General features: G+C 39.8%; 20 protein-coding genes. 15 read left to right on the plus strand and 5 right to left on the minus strand.

Translation table 11 applies throughout. The annotated features are described in order from the left end of the window. The first annotated feature begins 294 nt into the window (after window positions 1-294). The 3 genes from PQ511_RS00665 to deoD all read left to right on the plus strand — a co-directional run bounded on the left by PQ511_RS00665 (window position 295) and on the right by deoD (window position 2,433). Window positions 295-909: a hypothetical protein gene (locus PQ511_RS00665; RefSeq protein ID WP_273850000.1), complete on the plus strand. Its 615-nt coding sequence runs from the start codon at window positions 295-297 to the stop codon at window positions 907-909. A 121-nt stretch (window positions 910-1,030) separates the two neighbouring features. Continuing rightward, the gene (locus PQ511_RS00670) at window positions 1,031-1,561 is read left to right on the plus strand and encodes a DUF420 domain-containing protein (RefSeq protein ID WP_273850001.1); all 531 of its coding nucleotides are present in this window, start codon (window positions 1,031-1,033) and stop codon (window positions 1,559-1,561) included. A gap of 161 nt (window positions 1,562-1,722) precedes the next feature. Beyond that, window positions 1,723-2,433 (plus strand): purine-nucleoside phosphorylase, encoded by a 711-nt coding sequence (deoD, locus tag PQ511_RS00675; protein WP_226658671.1) that lies wholly within the window; start codon window positions 1,723-1,725, stop codon window positions 2,431-2,433. Window positions 2,434-2,518: 85 nt separating this feature from the next. Here deoD and PQ511_RS00680 read toward each other — a convergent pair whose 3' ends face one another. Next, on the minus strand, window positions 2,519-3,136 hold the full coding sequence (locus PQ511_RS00680) for an NAD(P)-dependent oxidoreductase (RefSeq protein WP_273850002.1): 618 nt from the start codon (window positions 3,134-3,136) through the stop codon (window positions 2,519-2,521). A 246-nt stretch (window positions 3,137-3,382) separates the two neighbouring features. On the opposite strand from PQ511_RS00680, the gene PQ511_RS00685 reads away from it, so the two are divergent. Together PQ511_RS00685 and PQ511_RS00690 are read left to right on the plus strand one after the other, a co-directional pair. Then, window positions 3,383-4,579: a M20 family metallopeptidase gene (locus PQ511_RS00685; RefSeq protein ID WP_273850003.1), complete on the plus strand. Its 1,197-nt coding sequence runs from the start codon at window positions 3,383-3,385 to the stop codon at window positions 4,577-4,579. A gap of 20 nt (window positions 4,580-4,599) precedes the next feature. Beyond that, complete coding sequence (locus PQ511_RS00690) at window positions 4,600-6,441, plus strand: helix-turn-helix domain-containing protein (protein ID WP_273850004.1); 1,842 nt, start codon at window positions 4,600-4,602, stop codon at window positions 6,439-6,441. 1 nt (window position 6,442) lies between these two features. On the opposite strand, the gene PQ511_RS00695 is transcribed toward PQ511_RS00690, so the two are convergent. Then, a complete protein-coding gene (locus tag PQ511_RS00695; RefSeq protein ID WP_273850005.1) occupies window positions 6,443-6,727 on the minus strand; it encodes a hypothetical protein in 285 nt (94 codons plus the stop codon). A gap of 232 nt (window positions 6,728-6,959) precedes the next feature. Between PQ511_RS00695 and PQ511_RS00700 the strand changes: the two genes are divergently transcribed. After that, window positions 6,960-8,750 (plus strand): ATP-binding protein, encoded by a 1,791-nt coding sequence (locus PQ511_RS00700; RefSeq protein WP_273850006.1) that lies wholly within the window; start codon window positions 6,960-6,962, stop codon window positions 8,748-8,750. A 38-nt stretch (window positions 8,751-8,788) separates the two neighbouring features. Here the strand turns inward: PQ511_RS00700 and PQ511_RS00705 are convergent, their stop codons facing one another. Then, window positions 8,789-9,031: a helix-turn-helix domain-containing protein gene (locus PQ511_RS00705; RefSeq protein WP_273850007.1), complete on the minus strand. Its 243-nt coding sequence runs from the start codon at window positions 9,029-9,031 to the stop codon at window positions 8,789-8,791. After that, a complete protein-coding gene (locus tag PQ511_RS00710) occupies window positions 9,006-9,494 on the minus strand; it encodes a universal stress protein (RefSeq protein WP_273850008.1) in 489 nt (162 codons plus the stop codon). The genes PQ511_RS00705 and PQ511_RS00710 overlap by 26 nt, the downstream gene beginning before the upstream one ends. Before the next feature lie 527 nt (window positions 9,495-10,021). Between PQ511_RS00710 and PQ511_RS00715 the strand changes: the two genes are divergently transcribed. From PQ511_RS00715 to aceA, 7 genes are all read left to right on the plus strand, one after another. Further along, the gene (locus PQ511_RS00715) at window positions 10,022-10,861 is read left to right on the plus strand and encodes a DUF1206 domain-containing protein (protein ID WP_273850009.1); all 840 of its coding nucleotides are present in this window, start codon (window positions 10,022-10,024) and stop codon (window positions 10,859-10,861) included. An 18-nt stretch (window positions 10,862-10,879) separates the two neighbouring features. Next, entirely contained in the window at window positions 10,880-11,209 is a 330-nt protein-coding gene (locus tag PQ511_RS00720) for a thioredoxin family protein (RefSeq protein WP_273850010.1), read from the plus strand. Window positions 11,210-11,316: 107 nt separating this feature from the next. Continuing rightward, window positions 11,317-12,705: a M48 family metallopeptidase gene (locus PQ511_RS00725; protein WP_273850011.1), complete on the plus strand. Its 1,389-nt coding sequence runs from the start codon at window positions 11,317-11,319 to the stop codon at window positions 12,703-12,705. A 46-nt stretch (window positions 12,706-12,751) separates the two neighbouring features. After that, the gene (locus PQ511_RS00730) at window positions 12,752-13,249 is read left to right on the plus strand and encodes a DinB family protein (RefSeq protein ID WP_273850012.1); all 498 of its coding nucleotides are present in this window, start codon (window positions 12,752-12,754) and stop codon (window positions 13,247-13,249) included. A gap of 204 nt (window positions 13,250-13,453) precedes the next feature. After that, the gene (locus PQ511_RS00735; RefSeq protein WP_273850013.1) at window positions 13,454-13,600 is read left to right on the plus strand and encodes a hypothetical protein; all 147 of its coding nucleotides are present in this window, start codon (window positions 13,454-13,456) and stop codon (window positions 13,598-13,600) included. An 11-nt stretch (window positions 13,601-13,611) separates the two neighbouring features. Next, entirely contained in the window at window positions 13,612-14,637 is a 1,026-nt protein-coding gene (locus PQ511_RS00740; RefSeq protein ID WP_273850014.1) for an aldolase/citrate lyase/malate synthase family protein, read from the plus strand. A gap of 30 nt (window positions 14,638-14,667) precedes the next feature. Next, a complete protein-coding gene (gene aceA, locus PQ511_RS00745; protein WP_273850015.1) occupies window positions 14,668-15,948 on the plus strand; it encodes an isocitrate lyase in 1,281 nt (426 codons plus the stop codon). Window positions 15,949-16,412: 464 nt separating this feature from the next. Here aceA and PQ511_RS00750 read toward each other — a convergent pair whose 3' ends face one another. Beyond that, window positions 16,413-16,886: a glycine/sarcosine/betaine reductase selenoprotein B family protein gene (locus PQ511_RS00750; RefSeq protein WP_273850017.1), complete on the minus strand. Its 474-nt coding sequence runs from the start codon at window positions 16,884-16,886 to the stop codon at window positions 16,413-16,415. Between the two features lie 47 nt (window positions 16,887-16,933). Here PQ511_RS00750 and PQ511_RS00755 point away from each other — a divergent pair, with 47 nt between their 5' ends. Both PQ511_RS00755 and PQ511_RS00760 read left to right on the plus strand, forming a co-directional pair. Further along, the gene (locus tag PQ511_RS00755; RefSeq protein ID WP_273850018.1) at window positions 16,934-17,266 is read left to right on the plus strand and encodes a YuzI family membrane protein; all 333 of its coding nucleotides are present in this window, start codon (window positions 16,934-16,936) and stop codon (window positions 17,264-17,266) included. A gap of 109 nt (window positions 17,267-17,375) precedes the next feature. Continuing rightward, entirely contained in the window at window positions 17,376-17,708 is a 333-nt protein-coding gene (locus PQ511_RS00760) for a hypothetical protein (RefSeq protein ID WP_273850019.1), read from the plus strand. Window positions 17,709-17,730: the final 22 nt, after the last annotated feature.

Consider the following 17,730-nt stretch of genomic DNA (forward strand, 5'->3'; position numbering starts at 1 on the left):
AGATAAGACTAATCAAATGCTGATCAGATGATATCGATCCCGTAACAGAACAAGTTACCGGGTTCCCAAGTAAAAATTTTATAGCTTTTTCGCGTTAAAATCAAATTGTGTGATTGAATGAAATCAATACATAAACGCTGTAAGCGATACCATGGTGATTACCGTGGGGAGAAAGATAGGTATGACTTTTGTAAGGGGAATTTTCAACTTTTCCCTGAGAATTAGAATGGTTGTCTTTATTTGTGGCGAATATAAGTAGAAAGGGAATGAGAGTGAACGGGGAGGATGAGTAAGATGATTCGAGCACTGATAATCTTCTTCCTGCTTTTTAGCATGATGATAGGGTGTGCCATTGAGAAACCCAAGGATCCTGGAGTAGCAGAGGCAGATCGTCCGGCATCTGTTCAAGCCATCGCTATGGAAAAAGCGTATCTTGTGTTAAATGCCCTGAAAGAAAAGAACATGGAAGAAATTTCTGGCTCTGTTCATCCGCAAAAAGGAGTGTTATTTTCTCCTTTTGGAATGGTCGATAAGAAACGATCGCAGGTATTGATGCCTGCTCAAGTAAAAGAGTTATTTCAGGTGAAAAATCAGAAGCAGCTCGAATGGGGAAAGGAACCGAGAAAAGGAGAACCAATTCGCCTCACCCCTGAGGCTTATTTTAATCAATATGTGTATGATGCAGAATATAGTGAGACAGAGCTCGTAACATATGATGACACTTATCAAAATACGAATGACATACAAAACATGAAAGATACTTTTCCAAACAGTCATTTTGTTGAGTTTTTTGTACCTGGATCGGAAGAATTTGAAGAAATGGATTGGAAAAGTCTTAAGCTGGTCTTTTCCGAACATGATCAAGAACTCTATCTAGTTGGGATTGTTCACGATCAATGGATGCCTTAATGTGAACAAAACGTGTCATTGCATGTATTTTTATGTGTGAGATGAATCACATAGGTTGCTCATTTCAAAAAACTTTCTTATCCTTAATAAGTAGATTAATGTGATAAGGAGAAGGACTCTAATGAATGATGTAAAACAACGGAACTATACACCATGGATTGTAGGACTTTCCATTGCAGTCAATGTGCTTGTGGTCATCCTTTTCTTCCTACCAGAATATAGCGGAGATGTAGGATTCGATATTACGCTACTGCCTTTGCTTAATGCGGTGTTTAATAGCTTTACTTTTGTTTTTTTAGTAGCTGCACTTATCTTTATTAAGCAGAAAAACATTAAGTTGCACAAGCGCTTTATTTTTGCGGCCTTTACAACGACAGCGCTATTTTTAGTATCTTATGTCACGTATCATGGATTGTCTGAATCCACTTCTTTTGGTGGCGAAGGCCTGATTCGACCTATCTATTTCTTTATTTTAATCACACATATCATTCTAGCAGCAGCGATTGTTCCTCTTGCTTTAATTACAGTAACTCGCGGACTAAATATGCGGGTTGAGAAGCACAAGAAAATTGCAAGATGGACAATGCCTTTATGGTTATATGTGAGCATTACGGGAGTCGTCGTTTATCTCATGATCTCACCATACTATTGATGTAGCAAAAAACAGGCAATCGCCTGTTTTTTTATATTAAAAAAGAACTGCATGGTCCAGAAGTGCAGGGGAGAGACTAACATTGTACGAATGCATGTAGCAAATCCTCTCATCTTATGCTACTTTTGATAGGAAACGTATTTATTCAAGGAGGTATGACAATGAGTGTACATATTGGAGCAAAACAAGGAGAAATTGCAGAAACAATTCTATTACCTGGAGATCCGCTTCGTGCCAAGTATATTGCAGAAACATTCCTAGAAGATGTTGTTTGCTATAACGAAGTAAGAGGGATGCTTGGGTATACGGGTACATATAAAGGGGAACGGATTTCTGTACAGGGAACAGGAATGGGTGTACCTTCCATTTCAATTTACGTTAATGAGCTTATCCAAAGCTATGGCGTAAAGAACTTAATTCGAGTGGGCACATGTGGCGCCTTAAAGAAAGAAGTGAAAGTGAGAGACGTCATTCTTGCGATGAGCGCGACTTCCGATTCTGGTGTAAATCGTCTACAATTCAATGGCATGGACTTTGCCCCAACAGCTGATTTTAATCTTCTAAAAAATGCTTATGATGCTGCAGCTGAAAAAGAAATGAGTGTGCATGTGGGGAATGTGTTTACAAGTGATTCGTTCTATCGGGACAATCCGGAAATTTTCCAGCAGCTTGCTGATTATCAAGTGCTAGGTGTCGAAATGGAAACTTCCGCACTTTATACAATCGCCGCAAAATACGGTGTAAATGCACTAACGGTTTTAACGGTGAGTGATCATATCGTAACAGGCGAAGAAACGACTTCTGAAGAGCGTCAAACAACATTTAAAGAAATGATGATTATCGCGCTTGAAGCGGCTTTAAAACAGAAATAAGTGAAAGAGAAGACGAGCATACCGCTCGTCTTTTTTGAAGCTGTTAAAGTTAATTAACGTCACCATGATCGATTCAGGCAAGTAGCTAGTAAGCGATTCCGACCCTTTTTCCAATATGGTTCTTCTCAATCAACTCTTGGTAGACAAAGTTAGCTGTGTCTCCGGTTGAAATTTCTCGTCCATTTTCAGGCAAGTACTCTTCTTCGATCCGATAACCACCGCGCGCCTCACCTTCTGGTAAATAGGTAGGGCATATGATTGTCCAATCTAACTCACTCTTGTTGAGCATTTCATAGACAGCGAGATGCTCTCTTGCTGCTCGGGTTGTTTTCCGCTTTGATTCAGAAGACTCAAAACGGTAAATGCTAGGATCCGTGCGGCTGTTTAGTATACCTGCTGTCCCAACGGTAATGATGCGCTTTATTCCATGTTTCTTCATCGCTCTAATGAGGATTGGTGTGCTCTCAGATAAGGTTGTCGTTTTATCTGTTCCGAGTGCACTAATAATTACGTCACTTCCCTCACTTGCTTTCAAAACGTCCTCTTCGTTTAACACATTACCTTCAATAATGGCTAATCCTTTTTGAAAAGGAAGCTTTTCTGGTGAGCGAACAAGAACGGTAACTCTATGGTGATCTCTAAGAGCTTGTGTTAAGACTTTGCTACCAACCCTGCCTGTAGCCCCTAAAATGAATACATTCATCTTGTTTCCTCCTCATTAACGCTTTCACTTCATTTTAGAAAACGATCGGAACCATTGCAAATATGAGAGTTGCATTTTTTTATTATGATTGAACTGCTCTAAGAAAGTTAATGGATTACATAATATTTCACAACAGATTTGCAAGAATTACTTATAAAGTTCAGAATTTTTGTTAAAATACTCATAACGTATACCGCATTGAGGAAGTCATGCTTGATTGAGATAGAGGAGAAGGAGAGATCTTACATGAGAACAGCACTTTTTGAGAGATTAGAAGAGTTATACCCACAAATGGTTGAACTGAGAAGAGAGCTTCATCAGCACCCCGAGCTATCTTTCCATGAAGTTCGTACGCCGAAACGAATCGCTGATTTTTATAAGCAGCTGGGGATACCTATTCGAACGGAAGTTGGGGGAAGAGGTGTAGTGGCAGTTCTTGAGGGAGCATTACCAGGGAAAACAGTTGGCCTACGAGCGGATTTCGACGCTTTACCGATCAATGATGAAAAATCAGTATCTTATAAATCGACTGTTCCTGGGGTGATGCATGCGTGTGGACATGACGGGCATACTTCTACACTCCTACACCTTGCGAAAGCCCTATATGAAGAGCGACACCAGTTAGAAGGACGCATTGTTTTTATCCATCAATTCGCAGAAGAAATCACGCCAGGTGGAGCAAAACCGATGATTGAAGATGGATGCCTTGATGGAGTTGATGTACTATTTGGCACTCACCTCTGGTCTGGCTTCCCGACAGGAACGGTTGCGTATAAAACGGGACGAATTATGGCCGCTGCTGATTCATTCGAGATCGTTGTTAAAGGTAGAGGCGGGCATGGAGGGATCCCCCATGAAGCAGTTGATGCAATTGTTGTAGCGAGTCAATTAGTTAGTCAGTTGCAGCAAATCGTCAGTCGATTCATCAACCCTGGCCATACAGCTGTATTATCAATTGGCTCATTTCATGCTGGGTCGGCATTTAATGTCATTTCAGAAACGGCAACGTTGAAAGGAACCGTTCGTACCTTTGATCGAGAGGTTAGAGAAAGAATCATTACATTAATGGAGCGCATGATTAAAGGCACGTGTGACAGCAGCGGGGCTGACTATTCATTTACTTATGATCGAGGGTATCCGCCCGTTGTGAACCATGAAAAAGAAACGGTCTTGTTAAAAGAAGCGGCTGAAAGAGTAGCGGATGTGAAAGAGGTTGTGGAAACAGAAGCATTAATGGTAGGAGAGGATGTCGCCTATTACCTTGAAGAGGTACCTGGCACCTTCTTTCTAACTGGGGCAGGAAATGCGGAGTTAGAGGCAACTTATCCACATCACCATCCCAGATTTGATATAGATGAGAAGGCCATGTTGATTGCTGCAAAAACGCTTGGTGAAGCTACCCTATCTTATCTAGAGCAAAAAGTAGAAAAGGTTTATCAGTAAAGAAAAGGGGGAGGAAATGAATGGCGAGAGGGTTGCTTGAAAATGAAGCAGAACTAAGTAAAAGACAGCTACATGTATTAATGCAAGTATCTACAATTTTTAACACCTCACTTGATTTCTATGCCGTTATTCAGTCTGTCATTGAAGAAGCCGTCTCAGTCATCGATGCTGCAGATGGTGGCGTCCTTTTTTTATATGATGAGGAGAAAGAAAGATTAAAAGTAGCCGGATCAACTGGCTTTCGAAAGAAAACGGTCAATGAAGTATTGCTTCATTCTGGAGAATCCATGACAGGACAAGCATTTCAACAAAAGAAAACCTTACATTTTAAAACAAATCTTGAAGTTGAAGAAGCTATGAAAACAATGACGCCTCAGAATGCGACCCTCTACCATCAGTCGGCCGATAACTTGCCAACGAGCACGATCTGCATTCCAATTATGAAGGAAGAGAATTGTACAGGTGTGATCGTGTTAGATCGCTTTAATCAAGAAAAGTTTTTTACGGAAGACGATATTCGATTAGTTGAAGCAATCTCTTCTCAAGCAGCGATTGCCATTATGAATGCGAAGTTGTATCGAAATAAGGAAGCCTCTTTGCAACAATTAAAGCAGTTTAATCAAAAGATGATCAACCAAAATGAACGTTTATCAAGATCAGTAGAAACGCATCATGCTTTATCAGATATTGGGATGAACGAAGGGTCTTTTCAAGAAATTTGTTCTTATCTGACGAAATCGATTGGAAAGTACGTGGTGATTTTTGATCCATTCGGTGATGTGAAAGCGTCCAGTCATGAGGATGGGTCTTTAAACACTCATATCCAAACAACCATTCTTAAGCATTTAAATATGATTCAGTATAAAAAACATGAGGTTGAATTCGTTCATGTGAAAGAAGATCTTTTGTTATTTCCACTCGGTAGACTTACGTTTCCGCTTGGGTACATGGCCATTATTTCTGAATCGTTACCCCTCACAAGGTTTGAACACTCCGCCGTTTTCCATGCATGTACGGTGGCTGGACTTCAATTAATGAAACAAGAAGCAGAACATAAAGAACAGCAACGATTAACCGGCGAACTTCTCATTCACTTACTTTCCACTCAGGAGGAGGAAGTCGATTTAAGCTTTTTTGCGGATCGTCTTCATACAGATTGGGAAGATTATTTTTCAGTTGCCATTCTCGATGTGCCCCAATGTGAGCAAGGTCATGAAGAGTGGATGCGTAGCTGTATTCATGCGTCCATTCGACATCTACTTCATAAAAACAATACTAAATTGCTTGTTACGGAGTGGGGAAGACAGATTGTTATTTTGTTTCATAAAGATCGTTATAGTGGAATCGAGTCCTGTGTTGGTTCAATCAATTGCTTTATTCAAGATTTTAAACAATTAATCTCAAAGATTACGGTTGAAAAAATGTGTAGAATCGGCATTGGCAAACCCGTTAAAGGGGTACTTACGGTGGGAGAATCATTTGAGGAAGCTAAGAAAACGATTAAATTTCTGGAACGGTTTACGTTCGCTGGGCATTCGTCGTGGTATGGAGAAATAGGCGCCCTTCGCCTTCTCTTAAATAACAATGAGGATGATCTAGCGAATTATGCGCTTGAGTATCTCTCCCCCTTACTTGCTTACGAAAAGCGACGCAAAGGAGAGCTTTTTCAAACATTGTTTGTCTACTTATCAACCGGACAGGATCTGAAAAACGCTTCTGAACAGCTTCATGTTCATGTGAATACGATGAATTATCGTATTCAGCGCATTCAAGAAATCTTAGCTATTAACTTTAACGAACCATCCGATCTGATGAATATTCAAGTAGCTTGTACAATTTATCGCTATTTGTTTGAAGCGTAAATTATTCATCATCCGGCTCTAGATAAGGACGCAGTTTTCGAACATACCTTCGAATATCAAATAAAAGTTTTGCTTGTAACTTTTTATTTTCTTCAAAAGTTTGGATATGGGCGATGGAAGGGAAGGAACCATGTTCGTTGAATTGAACTGGAATTTGCCCTGTTTTTTCTAACTCTCCATTTTCTCGATTGATAACTTCAACTTCGACAGAAGCTTCATATGTATCTGGGATGTGATGGTCTTTGAGTCGTTTCACGTGCTGAACTTTGAATAATATTTGAGCCATTGACAAATCCTCCTTCTCATACCTTTACCCATTCTTATAAAGAAATAGCCGTGAAACTTGTGAAAACAGCCGATTCAATTTCGGCTGTTTTTACTTGTTAAAATAAAAATTTAATTAAAACAACTTATATGCAAAAGTGGAAGGATTTTGAAGGTTTATGTCTAATTGGTAATAGGCATACAGCAAATCAAAAAAGTAGAATGTCGGTATTAAAAATGGAGTGGAGTACATAATGGAAAGTCTCACTTATGAGTTTCATTTTTTTCTTATTGTCATTTCGATTTTGATGGTTGTGAGCTATACTTATGTGGCTTTTGATTTTCATGAAAAAGCTTGCAGCATGACACAAACCTATCGAAAACTATGGATATTTGGAAGTTCACTAGCGATGGGCGCTGGGATATGGATTTTGCAATACCTTGTTCTATTGGGACTATCTACAGCAGATGCTTCTTTTTATGCACCATGGTTTGTAGGTATATCGTTGGTTGTTCCGGTGGTTGGATCTCTCTTAGGCTTTTTAACGCTCTCATCTAACTGGAAAATTAAACAAATTGTAGGAGCAAGCATATCAATTGCCTTATCACTATTACTATTGCAAACCATTAGCTCCTATTATTTGTTAGGGGTTACTTACCAAAAAGAGGACTGGTGGAGAATCGTTCTTCCCTTTCTAATGGCTTTTTTCTCAACATTAAGCAGCTTATGGCTTGTTTATGGCACTTTCAATGAAAGGAACAACTACTGGGGAAAAGTATTTGGTGCCATTACCTTTGGGCTCGGAACGCTTGCAGTTCATTATTTTACTATGATGACTTCATCGGTTGAAACTAGATTTCAAATAGAGAGCTATAGTGAAAACCCCCTTTTACAATATGTTGCTTTAACTGGAATTTTCATTATTTCTGTACTTATTTTAATTCGCATGGTTCGAAATCAAAAGCTTGAAAGTCAAGCGTCCATGCTTCGAGAAAGCGAAAGAAAGTATCACTCCCTTGTTGAAAATAGTCCAGACGGCATCATGTTATTAGATGTAAATGGTCGTATTTTAAATATCAATCCCTCACTAGAACGAATGAGTGGGTATACGGTAAAAGATGTTCAGGATAAATCCAGTCTGCACTTTCTGGAAAAACGATACTTTGAGCAAACCACCAATTGTTTTGAGAAAACAAAAGAAGGCGTTCCCCAAAAATGTGAATCGGCAATCGTTCATCGAAATGGTCATTCCATACAGGTGAAATTAATTTCTATCCCTCATATCGTCGATCATCAGGTGCAGGGTGTGATCGTTATCGTAGAGGATATTACGGAATTAAAGGAAACAGAAGCGTTGCTGAGACGCTCTGAAAAATTAACTGCTGTCGGAGAACTTGCTGCAGGAGTGGCCCATGAAATACGCAACCCCCTTACGTCATTAAAAGGGTTTGCAAACCTAGTTTATAACGCTTCTTCTGATGAGAAATCAAAAGAATTTCTGCAAATAATGCTATCTGAAATTGATCGTATTAATTTCATCGTTAGTGAATTTATGATTCTAGCGAGACCACAGGAGAAAGAGTTTGCTAAGAGTGACTTGGTTTCACTTCTCAGGCACGTCATTTCGTTGTTGAAATCTCAAGCAATCTTAAAAAATATTGAGATCCGCACACAGTATGACTTCGAAGAGTTTCCTGTACTAGGAGAAGAAAATCAATTAAAACAAGTGTTTGTAAACATTCTAAAGAACGCCATTGAAGCGACTGACAGCGGTGTGATCTTTGTAAAAGTAACTAAAAATGATAAAGGTGATGCTCTTATTATTATCCGCGATCAGGGAGTGGGAATCCCTGAACATCAATTGCCTAGAATAGGAGAACCGTTCTATACATTAAAGGAGAATGGCACTGGCCTAGGGCTTATGGTAAGCTTTAGCATTATTGATAATCATAATGGGAAGATAAATTTAACAAGTGTAGAGGGTGAGGGAACAACGGTCGAAGTTTCACTACCGCTCTATGAAAGAAAGTTAGTGGAGGTATAAGAAAAAGCGCTGTCATGACAGCGCTTTTTCTTAAGGTTTTACTTAGATTGCATTCCTGTGTCTGCTTGTTTTAACGCATCAATCGTATCCTTTTCAAGAAATTCAGAAGCTGGAATGTCGAGAGCAGTCGAGATCTTTAACAAGGTTTGGACATCGGGCTGATACCGATTCTCCTCGATTTTTTGCATAAGGCCAGCGCCAATCCGAACTTTTACAGCCAATTCCTGAATCGTCATATTTGCTTCCAGACGATGTTTACGTATTTTGTCTGCTATGTTCATTTTGTTGCTCCTCCTTATCAGAAACTTTTACGCTTCGTACAATCATCACATCACAAGTAGCATGTCGTGTAATGTGTTCAGAAACACTGCCCATAAGCAATCTTTCAACACGGTTCATCCCAGTTGCCCCACATACAATTAAATCGACTTTGTTTTGCGGAGCAATGGTTTTGGCGATTTTGACTTTTGGTGATCCATATTCAATCACGGTTTTAATCGTTTTTACTCCGGCAATCATAGCCTTTTCTTCGTATTCTTTTAATAACCGCTTCGCGAAATCCTCAGCTCTTTCAGTTGCGATATCATAAAGTTCAAAAGTGGAAAAATTTCTCGTGTCAATGACATGGGCAATGATTAGGGATGCCTGATCTTGGATACAAAGTTCAACCGCTCGTGAAAAAGCGACCTCAGCAGATTCAGAACCGTCAACAGCAACAAGTATGTTTGTGTGTTTTACACTCATTTGCAATCCCTCCAATATAAATTCTTTTACTTTCTATTTATAGTTTAGATGATTTTGCTGTAAAAAACTGTGATGTTTCTCACACCACTATCAAAAACCTTCTACTTTTTCATTAGTATTCAAGCAGTGCTTTTCGATGCTAAGAATCCGATTGTTTTGTATGGCATTACGCTGTGAGCAGCTCAAAACTCAAATGACTGTCAAAGATACTCGCATGGAATAGCTTGCTCACTGTATGATCTTAATAGTTTAACGCGATGAATTAGAAAAGAAATGATTCGAAACTATATGAAAATTTCGTGATCTATAGTATAGTAAAGAAACGCGATAGCTTGTGCCCACAAGTCTATCTCCTCAACTAGCAGCCTTGTAAGCGAATGCTGGATTCGCTTACAAGGCTATTTTTTGTAGAAAAACCCCTAAATAATGGATAGAAAAAAATATACCCTTTTAGATTGAAAGTAATGATAACTGGGAATAGAGAGAGTGGATATACGATTCGAGTAAATGGAAGGGGAATTATTAAGATGGAAACAGGTACAGCTGCAAAACACAAAGCGAAGCAGGCATCAAACGATGTAAAGCCTTGGATTAGAGGGCTAGCAAGAATGGGGTACGCAGCCAAAGGTGTGGTTTATTTAATTATTGGTATTCTAGCATTTCAGGCAGCGCTTGGTCCTGGAGGAAAAACCACCGATTCAAAAGGGGCATTCGTAACGATCGCTGGAAAACCTTTTGGAGAAGTACTTTTATGGATTCTGATTGTTGGATTAATCGGTTACTCTGTATGGAAGATGCTTCAGGCAATTAAGGACCCCGACAACTATGGAAATGATGTGAAAGGTATTTTAATTCGAATTGGATTTTTTGGCGCTGGCATTATTCATTTATTTCTTGCTTATAACGCTGTTTCCATCATTACAAGAGCTGGAAGTTCATCTTCTGGTGGGAAACAATCGATGTCTGCTAAACTATTAGAACAGCCATTTGGTCAATGGATTATTGGATTTATCGGTTTATGTTTTATCGGATTTGGTGTTTACCAGGTGATCAGAGGGTATAAGAAGTCATTTATGAAGCAACTAAAACAATATGAAATGCATAATCAAGAAGAGTGGTGGGGCAAGCGTGCCGGACAAATTGGGCTTGCAGCACGAGGTGTCGTTTTTACCATGATGGGTGTTTTCTTTATTCAAACGGCGATTTCAGCTGATCCGGATAAAACGAAAGGGCTTGATGGTGCGCTTGCTGAACTAGCAAAACAACCATATGGTGCAATATTGCTAGGTTTAGTCGCTATTGGTTTTATTGCTTATGGCATCTTTATGTTCGTTAAAGGAAAGAATAGACGAATGAATCTTTCTTAATCAGGATGATGTTAGAAGGTGAGGAAACTGAAACAAATTTCGCTTGATGAAGCATATGAGGGTATCGAACAGAATCGCCTTTACTTTCTTTACCTATACGGGACGAATTGCTCAGTGTGTCATGCCTTGTTGCCTCAGGTAGAAGAAGTAATGAAAGATTTCCCTCAAATCATTCGAGAAAAGCTCAATGTTCATGAAATCCCAGCAGCGGCAGGCGCGTTTTCAGTGTTTACAATCCCAGTCCTTCTTCTTTATGTGAATGGAAAGGAAAGCATAAGAGAAGCAAGGTTTGTAAATATAGATTCGTTCCGTTCTTCGCTAAATCGTATTGTATCGATGTTGGACTGAAAAACACTCTAAAAGGGTGTTTTTTTGTTTGAAAACATATACACTTTAATGGAAAATTCAGTATACTGAACATATCTCATTAAAGAAAGGAATTATGTGACAGTAGAATGAATGATTCGAAACAATTAACTTCAAACTCTGAAACATCTCTTTTTGTGATCTTACTCGTTTTTAGTATCATGGCCTATATTTTTCTGTTATTTTCTGTCATTGGGATTGCCATCATCTTATTTCTTTGGCTTATCTCCTTTATGAGTAATGGACTGTTTCTTGGACAAATTCGAAGCAACGGTGTGAAAATATCAGACAGCCAGTACCCTCTCATTCATCAAAGGGTACAAGAGTTGTGTAGGGACATGGACATTCTAAAAACGCCCGATGTTTATGTCATTGAATCTGCTGGGATTTTAAATGCATTTGCGACACGGTTATTAGGAAAAAATTTCGTCGTGCTTTACTCTGATATTTTTGAGCTAATTGAAGAAGAAGCGGAAGAAGAGGTCACATTCATTCTTGCTCATGAACTAGCTCATATTAAACGCAATCATATTATGAAACAACTTCTTCTTTTACCAGGAAATCTTGTGCCATTTCTTGGCTCTGCTTATTCTAGGGCATGTGAATTCACATGTGATCGAATGGGGGCGCATTATATTAAGAACGGCGAGCGTGCAGGAAATGCATTAATGATTCTCGCTGTCGGAAAGCGTTTGTATCAAAGTGTTAACAAGGATATCTATATCAAACAGCTTCAATCAGAGAAAAGCTTTTTTGTATGGCTAAGTGAAATGCTTTCAACTCACCCACCGTTACCAAAACGAATAGCGGCAGTTGAGTCTTTTATGAAGATACGAGAAACGACGTATTTTCCTTCACCTCGAAAGAAGTTACTCATTCTTTCACTTGTTCTATTTCTTTTCATAGTAGGAGGTATTGGGTCCGCAGTCATTGCCTCAGTATTGTTTCCTTCGCTAGCTTCAATAAGTGAAGAGGAAAGTACATATACGGACGGAGATGTGACAGAGGTCACCCCACTAATGGAGGCCATTATGTCACAAGATGAATCGGAATTTGATGAGCATCTTTCAGCAGGTAATTTAGAGGCTACTGATTCCGAAGGGTGGAATGCGCTACATTATGCGGCACAGTATCCAGAGAGGGAGCAGATGCTTGAATCGTTACTGGATCTCGGGATGGAGCCTAATGCCGTAGATTTGTATGGAATCACCCCTTTAATGATATCCAGTCAAAATGGTGATGTTACTAAAGTTGAACTTCTTCTTGATGCTGGCGCAGACCCTAATCTTAAGGATCAAGATGGTTGGACATCACTTATCTATACAGCTTATATGGAACCAGAGAATCGCGAGGATATTTATGAGACACTCCTTTCTGGCGGAGCGGACCCTTTTCAGGTAGATGAATCAGGTTATACAGCTATGGATTATGCCCAAGAGGCAGGCAACGATAAAGACATTAGGCTTCTTACGGAATAATTTTTGGAAAAAGACCCATAGAAATAATACAAAAGGCGGGATTAAAATGAATGATTCTCAACTAGTAAAGCAGTTTACGTTTTGGCGTTACCGTACGATTCAGTCTTTAGAGGCAACGACTGAAGAGCAAGCCGATCGTCTTCCCGAAGGTTTTACAAATACTGTTCGGTGGAATTTGGGGCATATTTTAGTAACTGCTGAGTTTGCTTTAGAGCGTTTTACTGAAATGGAAAATAATCTCCCTGTATTTTATACTTCTTTATTCAAAGCTGGGACAAGGCCGGACGAATGGACGGAAACCCCGCCATTACTTAGTGAAATGAAGCACCACCTACTAGAGCAGAATACTCGTATGAACGAACTGAAAGGTCAATTAAGCGATCCACTACAGAGTGAATTTTCAATCGGTTCTTATTTGAAACTCGAAACCATTGGAGAGCTTCTGTTATTTTTAATGAACCATGAAAATCTTCATCTAGGCACAATTAGTGGAATAAAAAGGGCCCAGGGAATAAAAGAACTTTGGAAAAAAGAAACTGTATGAGTACAGAAAAAAACGCGTGTCTAGCACGCGTTTTTTTGTTTGTTTACAAATATAAGGCAAAAAAGCGGCTTAAATGAAGGCTTAATTTGTCAAAATCACATGTTTTTAAAATTTTCTAAAAAAAGGTTGAACACTTTTGAAAGGTTGTTATATAATACTAACAAATAAAATAAATTGTATTATAACAGATGGAGGGAAGTAAAAATGGATTGTTATACTTGTTATGGAAATGGCGAGCTTGAATGTCCACATTGTCATGGGAAAGAAAGAAAGAGTGAAGGCTGTCACCACTGCGAAGGAGAAGGGTGTATTGGGTGTCATCGCTGTAACAGTAGCGGAAGACTTGAATAGGAGGGAAAGCTGTGCTTGATGAAGTAATTGAAAGCGCTAACGTTCATGGAAGTAGCTTACTCACACAGGAGGCGATGGTGTTTTTAGAGAGGCTCCATCGTCACTTTCATCAAGATTTGCAACAATTAGATGAACAGCAACATCGAACAAATAATAGGCAAATGACGAAAGCGCAAATAAAGAATGCGAATTGGGAAGTTAAGCCTGTTCGAAAAGATCTACAAGATCGACGTATTGTTCTCAAAAACTCAGCCACTAATTTAGAAACCGTATTGGACTCCATGCAACCTGGACCCAATCTTTTCATAGCTGATTATTCCTATGCGTCATTTTCTCTTAATGATCGTTTGATCGCACAGGAACTTGTGAAAATGTTTCTTCATCAAAATTTTTTCTACACCGTTCCGAAACCAATGGCGGTTATGATTACGCCTTCTGACTGGAGAAAAAGTGATGATATCAATGGTTTATGTCTGTCAGCTTGCCTTGTAGATGTTGGTCTTTATCTCTTTCATCATACCGAAACATTAGTAAGAAACGGTTCGGCTCCATACCTTTGCTTAAAAGGATTGGCAACTTATGAAGAAGCACGATGGTGGAATAGCGTGATTTCTTATTTAGAGAGAGAACAGAATTTGAAAGAAGGAACGATTAAAGCGAGTATCTCAATTACGGAGGAAAACGTTCACCAGCTAGAAGGAATGCTTTATGAGTTACGTGATCATTGTGCGGGGATTCATTTAGTAGAAGAAGGCAGGGGGGTATCGGACGTCGCAAGGTACGTTATTAGTATTGGTCACAAGCGAAAAACACATGTGATCCGAGAAAATCTTGGTAGCGAAACAAACTCCAATGCAGCTCTTTTTGAACAGGGAACGCGTGAAGCGGTAGAGGGGTTTGATGGTAAATGCGTGACAGATGCCAATTTAATTAAAATGATGAAGGGGATCTGGAATCATTATATGCCTGAACCAAATCAAATCTGGAAAAGGCGCCAGGAATACTTAAGTTTAGTTAATGAATCAACGGTAGTATAAAAATTTAATGAAATCTAGGGGGAAATCATAATGACAAAGCAAACGGCAGCAACAATTCAAGAAAACTGGAAGCAAGAGCGTTTTAAAGGAATTGAACGTCCATATTCACCTGAAGACGTACTAAAGTTACAGGGATCTATTCAAATTGAGTACACCCTTGCCAAAAGAGGGGCAGAACGCTTATGGAAGCTTGTGAATGGTGAGGATTTCATTAATGCGTTAGGCGCTTTAACTGGTAACCAGGCTGTTCAACAGGTGAAAGCTGGCTTAAAAGCCATATACTTAAGCGGTTGGCAAGTAGCTGCCGATGCAAATGTATCAGGGCAAATGTATCCGGACCAAAGTTTGTATCCTGTAAACAGCGTACCGCAAGTCGTAAAACGGATTAATCAAGCCCTTCAACGTGCGGATCAAATTGAACATTCAGAGGGGGTTCACGATCGTGATTGGTTTGTCCCCATTGTAGCTGATGCGGAAGCTGGATTTGGCGGTGCGCTAAACGTATTTGAACTGATGAAGTCGATGATTGAAGCAGGTGCAGCAGCTGTTCATTTTGAAGATCAACTTTCTTCTGAGAAGAAATGTGGTCATCTTGGAGGAAAGGTTCTTCTTCCAACTCAGCAGGCAGTGAAAAACTTAATTTCAGCACGTTTAGCCGCAGATGTCATGGGCGTGCCAACGTTAATCATTGCAAGAACGGATGCGAACGCGGCGAACTTAATTACAAGTGATGTCGATCAATATGATAATGAATTTCTAACAGGAGAACGTACGCCGGAAGGTTTCTTTTATACGAAACCTGGACTTGATCAAGCGATTGCAAGAGGTCTTGCTTATGCGCCTTACGCTGATCTTATCTGGTGTGAAACGTCTGAACCTAATTTAGAAGAAGCACAGAAATTCGCAAATGCGATTCATGAGCGCTTCCCTGGTAAACTTCTCGCCTATAACTGTTCTCCTTCATTCAACTGGAAGAAGAAGCTTGATGATGAAACGATTGCTAAATTCCAACGTGAGCTAGGAAAAATGGGCTACAAGTTCCAATTTGTTACACTTGCTGGCTTCCATGCTCTAAACCACAGCATGTTCGAGCTTGCAAGAGATTACAAGGACCATGGTATGGCAGCCTATTCAAGACTTCAGCAAGCTGAATTTGCGAGCGAAGCAGATGGCTATTCGGCTACAAGACATCAGCGTGAAGTAGGAACAGGTTACTTTGATGCTGTCTCACAAGTGATTACAGGTGGAACTTCATCAACTACTGCTTTAAAAGGATCAACGGAGGAAGAACAGTTCACTTCATCAAAATAAAAGTAAAAACCGGCTGAAATTCAGCCGGTTTTTGTATGGAATTCGTTTACATAAAGAAAGCGGGTGAAAATGAGCGCTTGAAAACGGAAGTACAATGAGTGAAAAATACTTATTTCCGCGATACTTCAAAGAATTCCGCGAAGTTGGTTTTGGATAAGCTCCAACACCCTGCGGATTTAACCGCCCACTTTCGCATTCCATTATTTAAACTTAATTCCCGATTCTTCAACAATTCCACCTTCGTTCGCTTCGACTAGGACGTCGAGGGCTTTGTTTAGGACTTGTTTGTGTTGGTCTTTGTTGTTAGGTTGTCCTACGGCGCTGCCGAATGGGAAGCGATTATAGAGAGAGCGTGGGACATTTACGTATTCGCTAATTTCTTTTGACATCGTTAATGTGATTGTTGGGATACCGTTTTCTTCAAGTACGCGAGCGACCAGACCGGCCGACTGTTGACAGACTGGTCAGGAAGGCACCAACAAAGCGAAGTCTACATGTTCTTTCAGTAGTTTTTGTGCCACCTCTTGCGCAGTTACGTTTTTTAACGGGTGAGGTGTTGGGATATATCCCATAAAGCTATAGTGTGTTTCAGCAAGTTCACCAATACGACCTTCTTCTTGAAGTTCTTTCATCACATCAAGAGGAAAGAGGACGTTCGCATCTTGTCGTGCATTTGTTTGATCGTAATGTTCATGAGAAATGGAAAGATCTTTTAAAGCTGTTGAAACTGGAATCTCTCGATAAGATGGATCGCCAAGACCGAAGTTGTCATTAAAAGGGGTTTGACCTTTTACATAAAAACCACCAGTTGAAATCACGGCGCCTTTGGCATTACTCAAGTCTTTAGTAAATGGTGTAAAGGGTGTTGATTCATTCTTTTCATATTGAAAAGACGGAACCCAGTTTTTTTGAACGGCTTGTTCAACTTTTTCAATCATATTTTCTCCTCCTTCTTGCATGGTTTATGATACCTTTTTGTTTTAGCATGTATGTAAAAAAAACAAAAGGAAAAGGTCCTAAACAGCATAAACGTCTTTTTTTTGAAATAGGATGGATAGTAAATGAGCAAGGAGGGACAGGCCGCTATGAAAAAGAGAAGGAACGCCTTAGTCAAATGATCATTCGCTTCTTCACTTTCTTAATAGGTTTTGGTCTCTCCGTTGCTGGTGGTGTTACGTTAATTCTTGAACTTAATTTAATGATCATTGGACATAGCTTGCTTGAATATCTTGCTTATATTTCTAAAACACCTGAGCTTTATTTATTTGTATCAGGCGTGGCTGTCGTTTGGGTTAGTGTGTATTGGCCAAGGTTATAGCCCTTAAGAATTCGTATTTCTCCGCTAATGCCCCTTCCCGAATAAGAAACTTCTCATACCCTATACTGTAGGCAACTATCATGATAGCCAACGGGAAAGGGAGGAGACTATGGACAATTATCTCCCCTCACAGGGGAACTTCTATCATTATCCAGAAACACGAATGACTCATGAAATAAGGCAATATGCTTATCAACGGCCATATCCCTTTATTGGTGGATTTGCAGGTGGGCTTGCAGGGGGACTTGCAGGAGGGTTGTTAGGTGCTGCTTTCCTAATTCCAGGACTATACGGTGGATATGGCTATCCTCCGCCACGACCTGGATACGGTTATCCAGGCCCCGGTTATGGTGGTTATCCAGGTCCCGGATATGGATACCCCGGAAATCCAGGAAACCCTGGAGGTCGACCACCTTATGGATACGGACCATACCGCACATAAACGTAATAAAAAGCAAAGGATA

It is taken from the genome of Guptibacillus spartinae (genome assembly GCF_028610625.1).
Classification (GTDB): Bacteria; Bacillota; Bacilli; order Bacillales; family Guptibacillaceae; genus Guptibacillus; species Guptibacillus spartinae.